The 14,352-nt window shown below is 54.2% G+C and carries 18 protein-coding genes; 12 read left to right on the forward strand and 6 right to left on the reverse strand.

Annotation, left to right across the window (positions count from 1 at the left end):
- Together kdsD and GRPL_RS18540 are read right to left on the reverse strand one after the other, a co-directional pair.
- Positions 1–1,005, reverse strand: coding sequence for an arabinose-5-phosphate isomerase KdsD (kdsD, locus tag GRPL_RS18545; RefSeq protein ID WP_417657243.1), 1,005 nt, complete (start codon positions 1,003–1,005; stop codon positions 1–3).
- Entirely contained in the window at positions 1,002–1,979 is a 978-nt protein-coding gene (locus GRPL_RS18540; protein WP_032690568.1) for a calcium/sodium antiporter, read from the reverse strand. The genes kdsD and GRPL_RS18540 overlap by 4 nt, the downstream gene beginning before the upstream one ends.
- 211 nt (positions 1,980–2,190) lie before the next feature.
- Between GRPL_RS18540 and mlaF the strand changes: the two genes are divergently transcribed.
- The 7 genes from mlaF (at position 2,191) to murA (ending at position 6,996) form a co-directional block, all read left to right on the forward strand.
- Positions 2,191–3,009, forward strand: coding sequence for a phospholipid ABC transporter ATP-binding protein MlaF (gene mlaF / locus GRPL_RS18535; protein ID WP_004868142.1), 819 nt, complete (start codon positions 2,191–2,193; stop codon positions 3,007–3,009).
- Positions 3,009–3,791 (forward strand): lipid asymmetry maintenance ABC transporter permease subunit MlaE, encoded by a 783-nt coding sequence (gene mlaE, locus GRPL_RS18530; RefSeq protein WP_032690569.1) that lies wholly within the window; start codon positions 3,009–3,011, stop codon positions 3,789–3,791. Before mlaF ends, mlaE begins: the two co-directional genes overlap by 1 nt.
- Positions 3,792–3,795: 4 nt before the next feature.
- Positions 3,796–4,347 (forward strand): outer membrane lipid asymmetry maintenance protein MlaD, encoded by a 552-nt coding sequence (gene mlaD / locus GRPL_RS18525; protein WP_032690570.1) that lies wholly within the window; start codon positions 3,796–3,798, stop codon positions 4,345–4,347.
- 18 nt (positions 4,348–4,365) lie between these two features.
- Complete coding sequence (gene mlaC, locus GRPL_RS18520; protein ID WP_032690571.1) at positions 4,366–5,001, forward strand: phospholipid-binding protein MlaC; 636 nt, start codon at positions 4,366–4,368, stop codon at positions 4,999–5,001.
- Positions 5,001–5,291 carry a lipid asymmetry maintenance protein MlaB gene (gene mlaB, locus GRPL_RS18515; protein ID WP_032690572.1) on the forward strand — a complete coding sequence of 97 codons (291 nt, stop codon included), beginning with the start codon at positions 5,001–5,003 and terminating at the stop codon, positions 5,289–5,291. Before mlaC ends, mlaB begins: the two co-directional genes overlap by 1 nt.
- Positions 5,292–5,427: 136 nt before the next feature.
- A complete protein-coding gene (ibaG, locus tag GRPL_RS18510; RefSeq protein WP_015585657.1) occupies positions 5,428–5,682 on the forward strand; it encodes a BolA family iron metabolism protein IbaG in 255 nt (84 codons plus the stop codon).
- 54 nt (positions 5,683–5,736) lie between these two features.
- Entirely contained in the window at positions 5,737–6,996 is a 1,260-nt protein-coding gene (gene murA / locus GRPL_RS18505; protein WP_032698730.1) for a UDP-N-acetylglucosamine 1-carboxyvinyltransferase, read from the forward strand.
- Between the two features lie 79 nt (positions 6,997–7,075).
- Here murA and sfsB read toward each other — a convergent pair whose 3' ends face one another.
- A complete protein-coding gene (gene sfsB / locus GRPL_RS18500; protein WP_032690574.1) occupies positions 7,076–7,348 on the reverse strand; it encodes a DNA-binding transcriptional regulator SfsB in 273 nt (90 codons plus the stop codon).
- Between the two features lie 200 nt (positions 7,349–7,548).
- On the reverse strand, positions 7,549–8,520 hold the full coding sequence (ispB, locus tag GRPL_RS18495; RefSeq protein WP_032690575.1) for an octaprenyl diphosphate synthase: 972 nt from the start codon (positions 8,518–8,520) through the stop codon (positions 7,549–7,551).
- A 260-nt stretch (positions 8,521–8,780) separates the two neighbouring features.
- Between ispB and rplU the strand changes: the two genes are divergently transcribed.
- The 4 genes from rplU to cgtA all read left to right on the forward strand — a co-directional run bounded on the left by rplU (position 8,781) and on the right by cgtA (position 11,624).
- Complete coding sequence (gene rplU, locus GRPL_RS18490) at positions 8,781–9,092, forward strand: 50S ribosomal protein L21 (RefSeq protein ID WP_004106123.1); 312 nt, start codon at positions 8,781–8,783, stop codon at positions 9,090–9,092.
- Positions 9,093–9,111: 19 nt separating this feature from the next.
- Positions 9,112–9,369, forward strand: coding sequence for a 50S ribosomal protein L27 (gene rpmA, locus GRPL_RS18485; protein ID WP_003861831.1), 258 nt, complete (start codon positions 9,112–9,114; stop codon positions 9,367–9,369).
- Between the two features lie 95 nt (positions 9,370–9,464).
- Positions 9,465–10,430 (forward strand): DMT family transporter, encoded by a 966-nt coding sequence (locus GRPL_RS18480; RefSeq protein ID WP_015585658.1) that lies wholly within the window; start codon positions 9,465–9,467, stop codon positions 10,428–10,430.
- A gap of 15 nt (positions 10,431–10,445) precedes the next feature.
- Positions 10,446–11,624, forward strand: coding sequence for an Obg family GTPase CgtA (gene cgtA, locus GRPL_RS18475; RefSeq protein WP_032690576.1), 1,179 nt, complete (start codon positions 10,446–10,448; stop codon positions 11,622–11,624).
- Positions 11,625–11,742: 118 nt separating this feature from the next.
- On the opposite strand, the gene dacB is transcribed toward cgtA, so the two are convergent.
- The gene (dacB, locus tag GRPL_RS18470; protein WP_032690577.1) at positions 11,743–13,176 is read right to left on the reverse strand and encodes a serine-type D-Ala-D-Ala carboxypeptidase; all 1,434 of its coding nucleotides are present in this window, start codon (positions 13,174–13,176) and stop codon (positions 11,743–11,745) included.
- A gap of 235 nt (positions 13,177–13,411) precedes the next feature.
- Here dacB and greA point away from each other — a divergent pair, with 235 nt between their 5' ends.
- The gene (greA, locus tag GRPL_RS18465; RefSeq protein ID WP_004868107.1) at positions 13,412–13,888 is read left to right on the forward strand and encodes a transcription elongation factor GreA; all 477 of its coding nucleotides are present in this window, start codon (positions 13,412–13,414) and stop codon (positions 13,886–13,888) included.
- A 152-nt stretch (positions 13,889–14,040) separates the two neighbouring features.
- Here the strand turns inward: greA and yhbY are convergent, their stop codons facing one another.
- On the reverse strand, positions 14,041–14,334 hold the full coding sequence (gene yhbY / locus GRPL_RS18460; RefSeq protein WP_004139797.1) for a ribosome assembly RNA-binding protein YhbY: 294 nt from the start codon (positions 14,332–14,334) through the stop codon (positions 14,041–14,043).
- Positions 14,335–14,352 lie beyond the last annotated feature (18 nt).

Consider the following 14,352-nt stretch of genomic DNA (forward strand, 5'->3'; position numbering starts at 1 on the left):
TTACACTACGCCTGCGCGCAGGAGATCGTGCATATGTACCACACCCAACAGGCGGTCGCCATCGGCAACTAACACACAGGTGATATGGCGAGATTGCATCAGGTTCAGCGCATCGACGGCAAGAATACCGGGGCGAATGCGAATGCCGCCCGGCGTCATGACGTCAGCGATACGGGCATTACGCATATCGACACCGGTATCAAATACCCGGCGCAGGTCGCCATCGGTGAAAATACCGATGATGTTCATGTCATCATCACAGATAGCCGTCATGCCTAAATTTTTACGCGTGATTTCCAGCAGCGCATCACGCAAGGTGGCCTGCACATTGACGTGCGGGATTTCATCACCGGTATGCATAATATCATTGACCCGCAGCAACAGCTTACGGCCCAGTGTGCCGCCAGGGTGCGACAGCGCAAAATCTTCAGCGGTAAAGCCGCGCGCTTCCAGCAGAGCAACCGCCAGCGCATCGCCCATCACCAGCGCGGCGGTGGTGCTGGAGGTGGGCGCCAGCCCTAACGGGCAGGCTTCTTTCAGTACCTTCACGCAAAGGTGGATGTCCGCCGCGCGCGCCATGCTGCTTTCCGGGCGGCTGGTGATGCAGATAAGGGGAACCTGCTGGCGTTTGAGCACCGGAATCAGCGCCAGGATCTCGTTCGACTCGCCGGAGTTCGAGAGCGCGATAACCACATCCTTCGGCGTCACCATGCCTAAATCGCCGTGGGCCGCTTCGCCAGGGTGAACGAAAAATGACGGCGTACCGGTGCTGGCAAACGTCGCCGCCATTTTACGCCCGATATGGCCGGATTTGCCCATCCCCATCACCACGACTTTACCCGCGCAGCGGAAGATCTTCTCGCAGGCATGGGTGAAATCTTCATTAATGTACTGATCGAGTTGAGCCAGACCTTCACGTTCAATTTCCAGGACCTCGCGTCCTACCCGTTGAAAGTCAAAATCCGTTGGCAAATCTATTTGCGACATAGTGTTATCCCGATTCATTCAACGAAGAGCGGTGCTGCCCAGTACAGCATCGCCAACCAAACCACAAAACCGCCGACCAGCAGCGCACCGACCAGGCGACCGGGTTGCCATTTGCGACGCCAGCATAGCAGGGCGAATATCACGCTGACGAACAGCATCACGGTGTAGTCGCGCGTAAAGGCCTCAGGTGCGAACGCTCCCGGGGCGATCAGTGCGGGTAATCCGAGAACCAGGGCGATATTCAGGATATTGGCGCCTATAATATTCCCGATAGCGATATCGTCTTCCCCTTTTCGTGCCCCGGCAATCGTCGTTGCCAGTTCCGGCAGGCTGGTGCCGATCGCCACCACCGTTAAGCCGACGGTGAGCTCGCTGATAGCGAAGTAGTTTGCCAGCACGGTAGCATTATCCACGACCATTCGGGTTGCCATAGGCATCACAATCATGGCTACGCCCAGCCAGAGCAGGGCCACGGGAAGCGAACCTTCTCGTGGAAGCTCTGCCATCTGTTCCCGGGTCAGGCTATCGCTGCCCTGACGTTCCGCCAGCCGGGCGATTTTAATCGTAAACAGCAGCCACAGCAGGGCGAGCGCCAGTAAGAAAAGACCGTCCATTCGGGACAGCTGCCCATCGTACAGCACAAAGCTTGCCAGCAAACTGACCAGCAACATTAGCGGTAACTCGCGGCGCAGGATATCAGAATGCACGGTAAATGGACGCAACAAGGCAGCGAGGCCGAGTATTAATAATATATTGGTAATATTGGAACCGAGCGCCGTGCCGATCGCCAGATCGGTCTGTCCGTGCAGAGACGCGGCGGCGGAAACGATGATCTCCGGCAGGCTGGTGCCGATACTGACCACCGTCATCCCGATAATGAGCGGGGGGATCCCTATCATGCGGCAAAGTATTGAAGCGGCGTAGACCAGACGATCGGCGCTGTAAACTACCAGCAGTAAACCAATTATTAACAGAGCCGTCGCTAAGAGCATCTAAAGTCCTTTCTTCAGGTATAATCGTCGATTCGCTGTACCGGTCCATCTGCAGCGTAACGAATTCTTAATTTTGACTTTATGTTTGTCAAAAGTAAAACAAATGCCAGCTTTCGCTAACCCAGGCAGGTAAGATTCTGTAAAAATGTTGGGTTTGTGGCGAAGGTACGCGCCATGCTTAGCCCGAGGGATGTTTAGTAAGGATGATTTTATGAGCCAAACTCTGGCGAATTTGGTCGAAGTACGCGGTATCCGCTTCTCTCGCGGCGATCGCGTCATCTTTGACGATATCTCGCTGTCAGTACCGCGCGGTAAGATCACGGCGATTATGGGACCATCGGGGATCGGTAAAACGACGCTGCTGCGCCTGATCGGCGGGCAGATCCCGCCGGATAAAGGTGAGATTCTATTCGATGGTGAAAACGTGCCGCAGATGTCACGCTCGCGCCTGTATACCGTGCGTAAGCGGATGAGCATGCTGTTCCAGTCCGGAGCTCTGTTCACCGATATGAACGTGTTCAATAACGTAGCCTATCCGCTACGTGAACATACGCGTTTGCCGGAGGCGCTACTGCATACGACCGTCATGATGAAGCTTGAAGCGGTCGGGCTGCGCGGAGCGGCGAAATTGATGCCCTCTGAACTCTCAGGCGGGATGGCGCGTCGCGCCGCCCTGGCCAGAGCCATCGCGCTGGAGCCGGACCTGATTATGTTCGACGAACCGTTTGTCGGACAGGATCCCATTACCATGGGGGTGCTGGTCAAGCTGATTTCAGAACTCAACAGCACGCTGGGCGTGACCTGTATCGTGGTGTCACACGACGTGCCAGAAGTGCTGAGCATTGCTGATTACGCGTATATCGTGGCGGACAAAAAAATCGTGGCTCACGGCAGCGCGCAGTCGCTGCGTGAAAACGGCGACCCTCGGGTTCGCCAGTTCATTGATGGTATTGCCGATGGTCCGGTACCGTTCCGCTATCCGGCCGGTGACTATCAGCATGATTTATTAGGCAAGGGAGCGAGCAACTGATGCTGCTAAACGTGCTGGCATCACTCGGACACCGGGGAATTAAAACGACCGCGGCTTTCGGGCGTGCCGGATTAATGCTTTTCAATGCGGTGGTGGGCAAGCCGGAATTTCGTAAGCATGCGCCGCTGCTGGTTCGCCAGCTCTACAACGTTGGCGTGCTATCGATGCTGATTATCATCGTGTCGGGGCTGTTTATCGGCATGGTTCTGGGGCTGCAGGGCTATCTGGTGCTCACCACCTATAGTGCGGAAACCAGTTTAGGCATGCTGGTGGCGCTATCCCTGCTGCGCGAACTGGGTCCGGTGGTCGCTGCGCTGCTGTTTGCCGGGCGTGCGGGTTCAGCGCTGACCGCGGAAATTGGCCTGATGCGCGCGACCGAACAGCTCTCCAGCATGGAAATGATGGCGGTCGATCCGCTGCGTCGCGTGATTTCACCTCGCTTCTGGGCCGGGGTTATCTCGCTACCGCTGTTGACCATTATTTTTGTCGCCGTGGGTATCTGGGGCGGTTCGCTGGTGGGCGTAAGCTGGAAGGGTATCGACAGTGGCTTCTTCTGGACCGCGATGCAAAATGCCGTTGACTGGCGAATGGACCTGGTTAACTGCCTGATTAAGAGTCTGGTGTTTGCCATTACGGTGACATGGGTTGCGTTATTTAATGGTTATGACGCTATCCCCACTTCCGCCGGGATTAGCCGGGCAACGACGCGTACCGTGGTGCATTCGTCGCTGGCGGTTCTGGGGCTGGATTTTGTGCTGACTGCGCTGATGTTTGGGAATTGAGTTCATGCAAACGAAAAAAAGTGAAATCTGGGTAGGTGTGTTCTTACTGGTTGCGTTGCTGGCTGCGCTGTTTGTCTGTCTCAAAGCCGCCAACGTGACCTCTTTACGTACCGAGCCGACGTATCGTATCTATGCCACCTTTGACAATATTGGTGGGCTGAAGGCGCGTTCTCCGGTCCGCATTGGCGGCGTGGTCGTGGGCCGGGTGGCGGATATTACGCTTGACCCGAAAACCTACCTGCCGCGGGTCGCGCTCGATATTGATGAGAGCTACAACCATATTCCTGATTCCAGCTCGCTGGCTATTCGTACCTCAGGTCTGCTGGGAGAACAGTATCTGGCGCTGAATATCGGTTTCGACGATCCGGAACTGGGGACGTCTATCCTTAAAGATGGCAGCACTATTCAGGACACCAAGTCTGCCATGGTTCTGGAAGACCTGATTGGTCAGTTCCTTTATAGCAGTAAGGGCAGTGACAATAAGAATTCTGGCGATGATTCGGCAGCGACAGATAGTCATACTAGCGCGACGCCACCGGCCGCCACGACGCATTAATTTCAGGAGAGACACCCTATGTTTAAACGTTTAATGATGATCGCCATGCTGGTGATTGCTCCCTTGACGGCTGCTACGGCGGCGGATCAGTCCAATCCCTATAAGCTGATGAACGAAGCGGCGCAGAAGACCTTCGATCGTCTGAAAAATGAACAGTCGAAGATTCAGGCTAACCCGAACTATCTGCGTGATATCGTTGACCAGGAGCTGATGCCGTATGTCCAGGTGAAGTATGCCGGCGCGCTGGTGCTGGGCCGGTATTACAAAGATGCGACCCCGGCGCAGCGCGAAGCCTACTTTGTCGCCTTCCGTGAATACCTGAAGCAGGCCTACGGCCAGGCGCTGGCTATGTACCATGGTCAAACCTATCAAATTGCTCCGGAACAACCGCTGGGCGATGCAACTATCATCCCTATTCGCGTGACGATCATCGATCCCAATGGCCGCCCTCCGGTGCGCCTGGATTTCCAGTGGCGTAAAAACACCCAGACCGGTAACTGGCAGGCTTACGATATGATTGCCGAAGGGGTGAGCATGATCACCACCAAACAAAACGAGTGGAGCGACCTGCTGCGCACCAAAGGCGTTGATGGCCTGACCGCGCAACTGAAAGCGATCTCCGCGCAGCCGATCACTCTGGAACAGAAAAAATAATGACCGGGCAGCTGAGCTGGACTCGCGACGGCGAGCGACTGGCGCTGCACGGGGAGCTGGACCAGGATCTGCTGGTCCCGCTCTGGGAAGCCCGTGCACAAGCGACCGATGGCGTATCGACTATCGACCTGAGCGCGCTGACCCGGGTGGATACCGCCGGCCTGGCGCTGCTGATGCACTTTGTGGCGTTAATTCGCCACCAGGGCCGGGAAGCGAAACTGATTGGCAAGAGCGACAACCTGCAAACTTTAGTCAGTCTTTACAACCTTCCCGCCGATATGATCCCATAGTTTTTCAGTGCGTTACTGCTGAGGTTATCCTGAAAGCCCCATCAATATCTTCGATGGGGCTTTTTGCTTATTTAAGACCGCGCCACTTTCCTCTAAGATGTTGGGCTATTTTCACTACCAGATAAAATTTGAACCCATGGAAAATCATGAAATTCAGACCGTGCTGATGAACGCACTCTCCCTTCAGGAAGTCCACGTCTCTGGCGATGGCAGTCACTTTCAGGTTATTGCTGTGGGTGAGATGTTTGACGGCATGAGCCGGGTAAAAAAACAGCAGGCAGTCTACGCTCCGCTGATGGAATACATTGCCGACAACCGCATTCATGCTCTGTCGATCAAAGCATTTACCCCGCAAGAATGGGCCCGGGACCGCAAACTCAACGGCTTTTAAGCTGCAGGGATGTTCCCCGCAGCGTATGTGAATTCTTAACAGAGAACAGAATCAATGGATAAATTCCGTGTTCAGGGGCCGACACGCCTCCAGGGGGAAGTCACCATCTCCGGTGCAAAAAATGCCGCCCTGCCGATCCTCTTTGCTGCACTGCTGGCAGATGAGCCGATTGAGATCCAGAACGTACCAAAACTGAAAGACATCGATACCACGATGAAACTGCTGAGCCAGCTCGGCGCCAAAGTGAAACGCAATGGGTCAGTCTGGATCGATGCGGGTCCGGTCGACGTCTTCTGCGCGCCGTACGATCTGGTCAAAACAATGCGTGCTTCTATCTGGGCGCTGGGCCCGCTGGTGGCGCGCTTTGGTCAGGGACAGGTTTCACTGCCGGGCGGTTGTGCTATCGGTGCGCGTCCGGTCGATTTGCATATTATCGGCCTTGAGCAGCTGGGCGCAGAGATCAAACTGGAAGAAGGTTATGTGAAGGCGTCGGTTAACGGACGTCTTAAAGGCGCGCATATTGTGATGGATAAGGTCAGCGTCGGCGCGACCGTGACCATTATGAGTGCCGCGACGCTGGCGGAAGGCACCACCGTTATTGAAAACGCCGCTCGCGAGCCGGAAATCGTCGATACGGCGAACTTCCTCAACACGCTGGGCGCGAAAATTAAAGGTCAGGGGACTGACCGCATCACCATCGAAGGCGTAGAGCGTCTGGGTGGCGGCGTATACCGCGTTCTGCCTGACCGTATCGAAACCGGTACTTTCCTGGTCGCTGCGGCAATCTCCGGCGGTAAAATTGTTTGCCGCAACGCACAGCCTGATACCCTGGATGCCGTACTGGCCAAGCTGCGCGATGCGGGCGCTGATATCGAAACCGGCGAAGACTGGATCAGCCTGGATATGCACGGCAATCGTCCGAAAGCCGTCAATGTACGCACCGCGCCACACCCGGGGTTCCCGACCGACATGCAGGCGCAGTTCACGCTGCTGAACCTGGTTGCGGAAGGGACCGGCGTGATTACCGAAACGATCTTTGAAAACCGTTTCATGCACATTCCGGAACTGATCCGTATGGGTGCACACGCGGAGATCGAAAGCAATACGGCGATATGCCACGGCGTGGCGCAGCTCTCCGGTGCACAGGTGATGGCGACTGACCTGCGTGCGTCAGCAAGTCTGGTCCTGGCCGGCTGTATCGCGGAAGGCACCACGATTGTCGATCGTATCTACCACATCGATCGTGGATACGAGCGCATCGAAGATAAACTGCAGGCGCTGGGCGCAAATATCGAACGCGTAAAAGGCGAGTAACTCTGTAGTGATAACAGCCCCTTGACGTGTGTCCGGGGGCTGTTTTTTATTCCGTCCTGTTGCACTCAGCGAACCGCTTTCATTCGCTCTCTTTCTTCTGGCGTATCATTTGCGTTCTGTCGATAAACTGATGCGTTACCGGGTCATGATAGCGTGAGGGCCAGATAATCCACGGCTTCGTATCCAGCGCATGAGCAATAATCAGCTCGCCTTTTGGCCATGGCCGGGTCAATGCATTCGCCAGCGTTGAAGAACTCAAGCCGTTACGCCGCGACTCCGCTGCCAGCGAAGTCCCTTTTTTGCGCAATCCAGCAATGATATCTGCCGGATGCCAGTCGATGAACTTTTCCATAAATTCTCCTGGTGGTGATGATCCCGCTTGCCTGATATATGAGCAACGGAATGACTATACTCCCAGGTTTAATTAAGTTCTAACAAGTTCTTGTAAGGTGTCTTGATATTCGGAATATACCAGGAAATAAGGCGAGAAATGAATTTTACTGGAACTTTATGGCCTGTTCCCGCGCCATCGCGGGAACAGGGGAGGGGGAATCAGTGGTCGCGTTGTACCGCAATATGGGCAAGACCGATAAGCGCTTCACGCCATGGGGAATCCGGTAAGACCTGAAGCACCGCAATGGCTTTGTCCGCTTCCTCTTCCGCGCGTTTACGGGTCCACTCCAGTGAGCCGCAGGTCGCCATCGTCTCGAGAACCGCGTCGAGAAGGTGACGCCCGTTGCCTTGCTCAATCGCTCCGCGAATCATCGCTGACTGCTCTGGAGTGCCATGACGCATGGCATGCAATAACGGTAACGTTGGTTTGCCTTCGTTCAGGTCATCACCCACGTTTTTGCCGAGACGCTCACCATCAGAGCTGTAGTCCAGTAAATCGTCGATCAGCTGGAATGCCGTGCCGAGATAACGACCATAGTCCTGAAGCGCTTGCTCCTGTTCTGCGGTACAACCGGCCAGGATGCCGGAACACTGTGCGGCGGCTTCAAACAGACGGGCTGTTTTGCTGTAAATTACCCGCATATAGTTTTCTTCGGTGATGTCCGGGTCGTTGACGTTCATCAACTGCAGCACTTCGCCTTCGGCAATGACGTTAACGGCTTTAGACATCACTTCCAGCACTTTTAACGAGCCGAGGCTGGTCATCATCTGGAAAGAGCGGGTATAGATAAAATCACCAACCAGCACGCTGGCTGCGTTGCCAAAAGCGGCGTTTGCCGTCGCCTTGCCGCGGCGCATATCGGATTCATCAACGACATCATCATGCAACAAGGTGGCGGTATGAATAAATTCGATCAGTGCGGCAATAGTGACATGCGCGTCGCCCTGGTAACCCACTGCCCGGGCGGCAAGAACCGCAATCATCGGACGAATACGTTTACCGCCTCCGCTAACGATGTAATAGCCTAATTGATTGATAAGCTGAACATCTGAGTCAAGTTGCTCAAGGATTGTCGCATTGACACCCGCCATATCCTGCGCGGTTAACTCATTGATTTTTTCTAAATTCATCGCAAAAGCCGGGCCACATGTCCTGTTACCGCGAATCCAGGTGGGTTCACAGAAGGATTAAGATAGAATTAAACGAAGCTATGATTGTACTGAAAAATTGCCATAGATAAACGTTAGCGTGAAAGTTGTGTTTTTTTTCTGCGTTGATCGCTAATCGCTCTTGTCAAAGGCTCGCGTTTTGCGTAATATTCGCGCCCTATTGTGAATATTTATAGCGCACTCTGAATCACACGAAGAGGTGCGCGGAAGCGGAGTTTTATATGTACGCGGTTTTCCAAAGTGGTGGTAAACAACACCGAGTAAGCGAAGGTCAGACCATTCGCCTGGAAAAGCTGGACATCGCAACTGGCGAAGCTGTTGAGTTCGCTGAAGTGCTGATGATCGCAAACGGTGAAGAAATCAAGATCGGCGTTCCTTTCGTTGAGGGCGGCGTAATCAAAGCTGAAGTTGTTGCTCACGGTCGTGGCGAGAAAGTTAAAATCGTTAAGTTTCGTCGTCGTAAACACTACCGTAAGCAGCAGGGCCATCGTCAGTGGTTCACTGATGTGAAAATTACTGGCATCAGCGCCTAAGACCTGAGGAGAGATTTAAATGGCACATAAAAAGGCTGGCGGCTCAACTCGTAACGGTCGCGACTCAGAAGCTAAACGCCTGGGCGTTAAGCGTTTCGGTGGCGAATCCGTTCTGGCGGGTAGCATCATCGTTCGTCAGCGTGGCACCAAATTCCACGCAGGCACCAACGTAGGTTGCGGTCGTGACCACACTCTGTTTGCTAAAGCAGACGGTAAAGTGAAATTTGAAGTTAAAGGCCCGAACAACCGTAAATACATCAGCATCGTTGCTGAGTAAGTTTTTCGTGGTCCGGTAACGGATTAAAGCCCCGCAACGTGTTGCGGGGCTTTTTACATTAGAATCCCGGATATTTTTCTGCAGGGAAAACGGGTATGAAGCAGCAGGCCGGCATTGGCATTCTTTTGGCCCTCACCACCGCGATGTGCTGGGGAGCGTTGCCCATTGCCATGAAGCAGGTTCTTGAAGTGATGGCGCCGCCGACGGTGGTGTTTTATCGCTTTTTGATGGCAAGTATCGGCCTTGGCACAATCCTCGCTATCAGAGGTAAACTGCCGCCGCTGCGCCTCTTTCGCAAACCGCGCTGGCTGGTTCTACTGGCCATTGCGACGGGCGGCCTGTTTGGTAACTTCATTCTGTTCAGCTCTTCCCTGCAATATCTTAGCCCCACGGCTTCTCAGGTGATCGGACAGCTATCTCCGGTCGGTATGATGGTGGCCAGCGTATTCATCCTTAAGGAGAAAATGCGTGGTACCCAGGTCGTGGGAGCACTGATGTTGATTTGCGGGCTGGTGATGTTCTTTAACACCAGCCTGATTGAGATTTTTACCCGCCTGACGGATTACACGTGGGGGGTAATTTTTGGCGTTGCAGCGGCTGCGGTTTGGGTCAGCTACGGCGTCGCGCAAAAGGTGTTATTACGCCGCCTGGCGTCACAGCAAATCCTCTTTTTGCTGTACACTTTATGTACGATAGCGTTGCTGCCGTTGGCGACGCTCTCACAAGTTCTGGCGTTAAGCAACTGGCAACTGGCGTGCCTGATTTTCTGCGGGTTAAATACCCTGGTAGGCTACGGTGCGCTGGCGGAAGCCATGGCGCGCTGGCAGGCAGCTCAGGTGAGCGCGTTGATTACCTTAACGCCATTGTTTACGCTGCTTTTTTCAGATTTATTATCACTGGCCTGGCCCGATGTTTTCGCCAGACCGATGTTAAACCTGTTAGGTTATCTCGGTGCGTTTGTCGTGGTTGCGGGCGCGATGTATTCCGCCATAGGCCACCGTCTTTGGGGTGGCTTACGTAAGCGTGAAGCGGTTGTACCGCTGCCCCGCTCAGGCGAATGATTTTCGGAGAGTAAAATGAAGTTTGTTGATGAAGCAACAATCCTGGTCGTAGCAGGTGATGGCGGCAATGGTTGCGTTAGCTTCCGCCGTGAAAAATATATCCCGAGAGGCGGCCCGGACGGCGGCGACGGTGGTGATGGTGGTGATGTCTGGCTGGAAGCGGACGAAAACCTGAACACCCTGATCGATTACCGTTTTGAAAAATCCTTCCGCGCTGAGCGTGGACAGAATGGCCAGAGTCGCGACTGTACCGGTAAACGTGGTAAAGACGTGTCGGTCAAAGTGCCTGTAGGGACCCGCGTTATCGATCAAGGGACCGGCGAAGTCATGGGCGATATGACTAAGCATGGTCAGCGTCTGATGGTCGCTAAGGGTGGCTGGCACGGTCTGGGCAACACCCGTTTCAAATCGTCCGTCAACCGTACTCCGCGTCAGAAAACGATGGGGACGCCGGGTGACAAGCGCGATCTGCAGCTGGAGCTGATGCTGCTGGCAGACGTCGGGATGCTGGGTATGCCGAATGCCGGTAAATCCACCTTCATCCGCGCCGTTTCTGCGGCGAAGCCGAAAGTGGCTGATTATCCGTTTACCACGCTGGTGCCGAGCCTTGGCGTTGTGCGTATGGATAACGAGAAGAGCTTCGTTGTTGCGGATATTCCTGGGCTTATCGAAGGCGCCGCGGAAGGTGCAGGTCTGGGTATTCGCTTCCTGAAACACCTTGAACGCTGCCGCGTGCTGCTGCACCTCATCGATATCGAGCCGATCGACGGTTCCGATCCGGTTGAGAATGCGCGCATTATCATCGGTGAACTGGAAAAATACAGCGAGAAGCTGGCTGAAAAACCACGTTGGTTGGTCTTCAATAAGATTGACCTGATGGATAAAGCGGAAGCTGAAGCGAAGGCGAAAGCCATTGCCGATGCGCTGGGCTGGGAAGATAAGTTCTACCTGATCTCCGCGGCAAGCCAGCAGGGCGTGAAAGATCTGTGCTGGGACGTGATGACCTTTATCATCGAGAACCCAATCGTTCATGCACAGGAAGAGAAAGCGCCTGAAAAAGTCGAGTTTATGTGGGACGACTACCACCGTCAGCAGCTTGAAGAAGCCGAAGTTGAAGTCGAAGATGACGAAGACTGGGATGACGACTGGGACGAAGACGACGAAGAAGGCGTCGAGTTCATCTATAAGCGTTAAGTTGCTGGAGCGCCCCGGTACATTGCCGATCGGGGCGACGGCAGGACTGCTGCCCGGATATGCCGGAAAGCGGTGCAGAACGCACTAAAAAGGGCCGCATTTGATGCGGCCCTTTGTATTAGTTGTTCTGGTACAAATCCTTATACAATCGACTCTCGAAGCGTACCAGCGGGATCCGGCGGTTGCGCTGATCCGCAGGCGGTACCGCATAGCCTGATAAGTATTGTACGAAGGCGATTTTTTGCCCGCTGGCGGCGGTGATGAAACCTGCGAGGTTGTAAACGCCCTGCAGAGAACCCGTTTTGGCCGACACTTTACCATCGACCCCTGCCTGATTCAGGCCTGCACGATACTGCAGCGAGCCATCGTGGCCAGCCAGCGGCAGCATGGAGATGAAGTTGAGTTCATTATCGTGCTGGGCGATATATTGCAGCACCTGCATCATGGTTGCCGGAGCAATCAGGTTATGCCGCGACAGACCGGAACCGTCGGCAATAATCGTATTACCGAGATCAATGCCGGCCTGTTGACGCAGGATCTGGCGCACCGCATCCGAACCGGCACGCCAGGTACCTGGTACCCCGAGACGAGCGTGACCAATGGTGCGAAAGACGGTGTCCGCGATCATGTTGTCTGATTTTTTTAACATGATCCGCAGGAGGTCGTGCAGCGGAGCTGATTGCGTCGTAGCCAGCACGGTTCCCGGATCGTTCGCCAGAGTCTGGCGCAGCAGCGTACCGCTATAGGTAATCCCTGCCTGGGTCAGTTCGGACTTCAGGATCACGCCAGCATAGCTTGCGCCATCCTGAATGGCGAAAGCCAGCGGTAAGGGCTCACTACGCTGTGGCAGGCAACCTGTCAGGGTATAGCGGTTCAGGTCGCCGGTCACCACGTCGAGTTCGCAGTACTGGGCCTCCGCGGAGCCGCGGGCCAGCGTTCTCACCTGGCTAAACATCGTCACCGGGTAGTACGACGCGACGCGAATAAAGGCCAGATCGCCAGGTTTTTGCGCGCTATAAAGTGAGACAGAAAAACAGTTACGATCGACGATAGCGGCCGCAGGCGGGGCGCTAAAGCATTGGGTCATGTCGTTCCACGGCCAGCCCGGCGCTTTGTCGTGGCTGGCGAAGACCGAGGTATCAATCAAGACGTTCCCCTCGATCCGCTGGACGCCCGCTTTTTTTAGCGTCGCCACCATATTGCGAATATCCTGACGTTTCAGCGTGGGATCACCGCCAAAACGGGCAATCAGGTCGCCTTTTAGCACGCCGCCATCAAGGCTGCCTTTGGTTTCCAGCGTGGTGGTAAAACGAAAGTTCGGCCCGAGCTGCAGCAGAGCGGCCAGCGCAGTGATCACCTTCTGGGTACTGGCGGGGAGTGCCATCTGCTGGCTGTGGAAATCTATCTCCGGCGTCGGGGAGCCAACCTTCTGCGCCATGAAGGCGAGGTTAGCACCCGCAGGCAGCTGGGTGATATATTCGTCAATGTTCGCCGCCTGAGCGCTAAACGCTATACCGGCGGTCAATCCGATGATAAATCTGGGAAATCGCATAATCTCGCGCTAACAACCTGAAACCAGGTCGTCATACTACGGTGCAACACCCTGTAAAGTAAACGATGACCCATAGTGAACTTCAGGGTAAAATACGTATCAAATTGAAAATTGCTGCTGACCTGGGGAATGTTTTCCGGGTCGGTTTTCTTTTTGCTCCTGTCCTGCTCAATGCCTGACTGGTGGCGGAACGGCGGCGTCCGTTCTATGAAGGAATGATAAAGAGGTATAACAAATGCAAGCTATTCCGATGACCTTACGTGGTGCTGAAAAACTTCGCGAAGAACTGGATTTTCTGAAGTCCGTTCGTCGTCCTGAAATCATCGCTGCTATTGCCGATGCGCGCGAACATGGCGATCTGAAAGAGAACGCTGAGTACCACGCAGCCCGCGAGCAGCAAGGTTTCTGCGAAGGCCGCATTAAGGATATTGAAGCTAAGCTGTCCAATGCACAGGTTATCGATATCACCAAAATGCCGAACAACGGGCGGGTGATTTTTGGTGCAACCGTAAAGGTCCTGAACCTTGATACCGATGAAGAACAGACTTACCGCATCGTGGGTGATGATGAAGCTGATTTTAAGCAAAATCTGATCTCTGTGAATTCACCGATTGCCCGTGGTTTGATCGGTAAAGAACAGGACGATGTAGTGACAATCCGCACACCAGGCGGTGAAGTAGAATACGAAATTATCAAGGTCGAGTACCTTTAATCCGTATTTCCCGCTACCATGTTGATGGATTGTAAAGAAAGGAAAAAGGCCGCATAGCGGCCTTTTATCAACGTCCGGAGCATGGCATTTTGCTCGTCTACCCGTAGAAATCCCTCGTTTTACACAAAGTTGTGTCGAGATTCAGGATATTCTTAGCGTGGCAGCGAGATTTTACGCTCTTTAGTTGGGCGATACAGGACCAGCGTTTTACCGATGACCTGTACGTTACAGGCGCCGGTTTCGCGCACGATAGCTTCCACGATCAAGGTTTTAGTTTCGCGGTCTTCCGATGCGATTTTCACCTTGATGAGCTCATGGTGCTCTAACGCTTGTTCGATCTCGGCCAGTACCCCTTCGGTCAAACCATTGTTGCCAAGCATAACTACCGGCTTGAGCGGATGTGCCAGACCTTTCAGGTGCTGTTTTTGTTTAGTACTCAGATTCATCGTATTTTTTTGCTTACG

The sequence above is a fragment of the Klebsiella planticola ATCC 33531 genome (genome assembly GCF_000735435.1).
Taxonomy (GTDB): Bacteria; Pseudomonadota; Gammaproteobacteria; order Enterobacterales; family Enterobacteriaceae; genus Klebsiella; species Klebsiella planticola.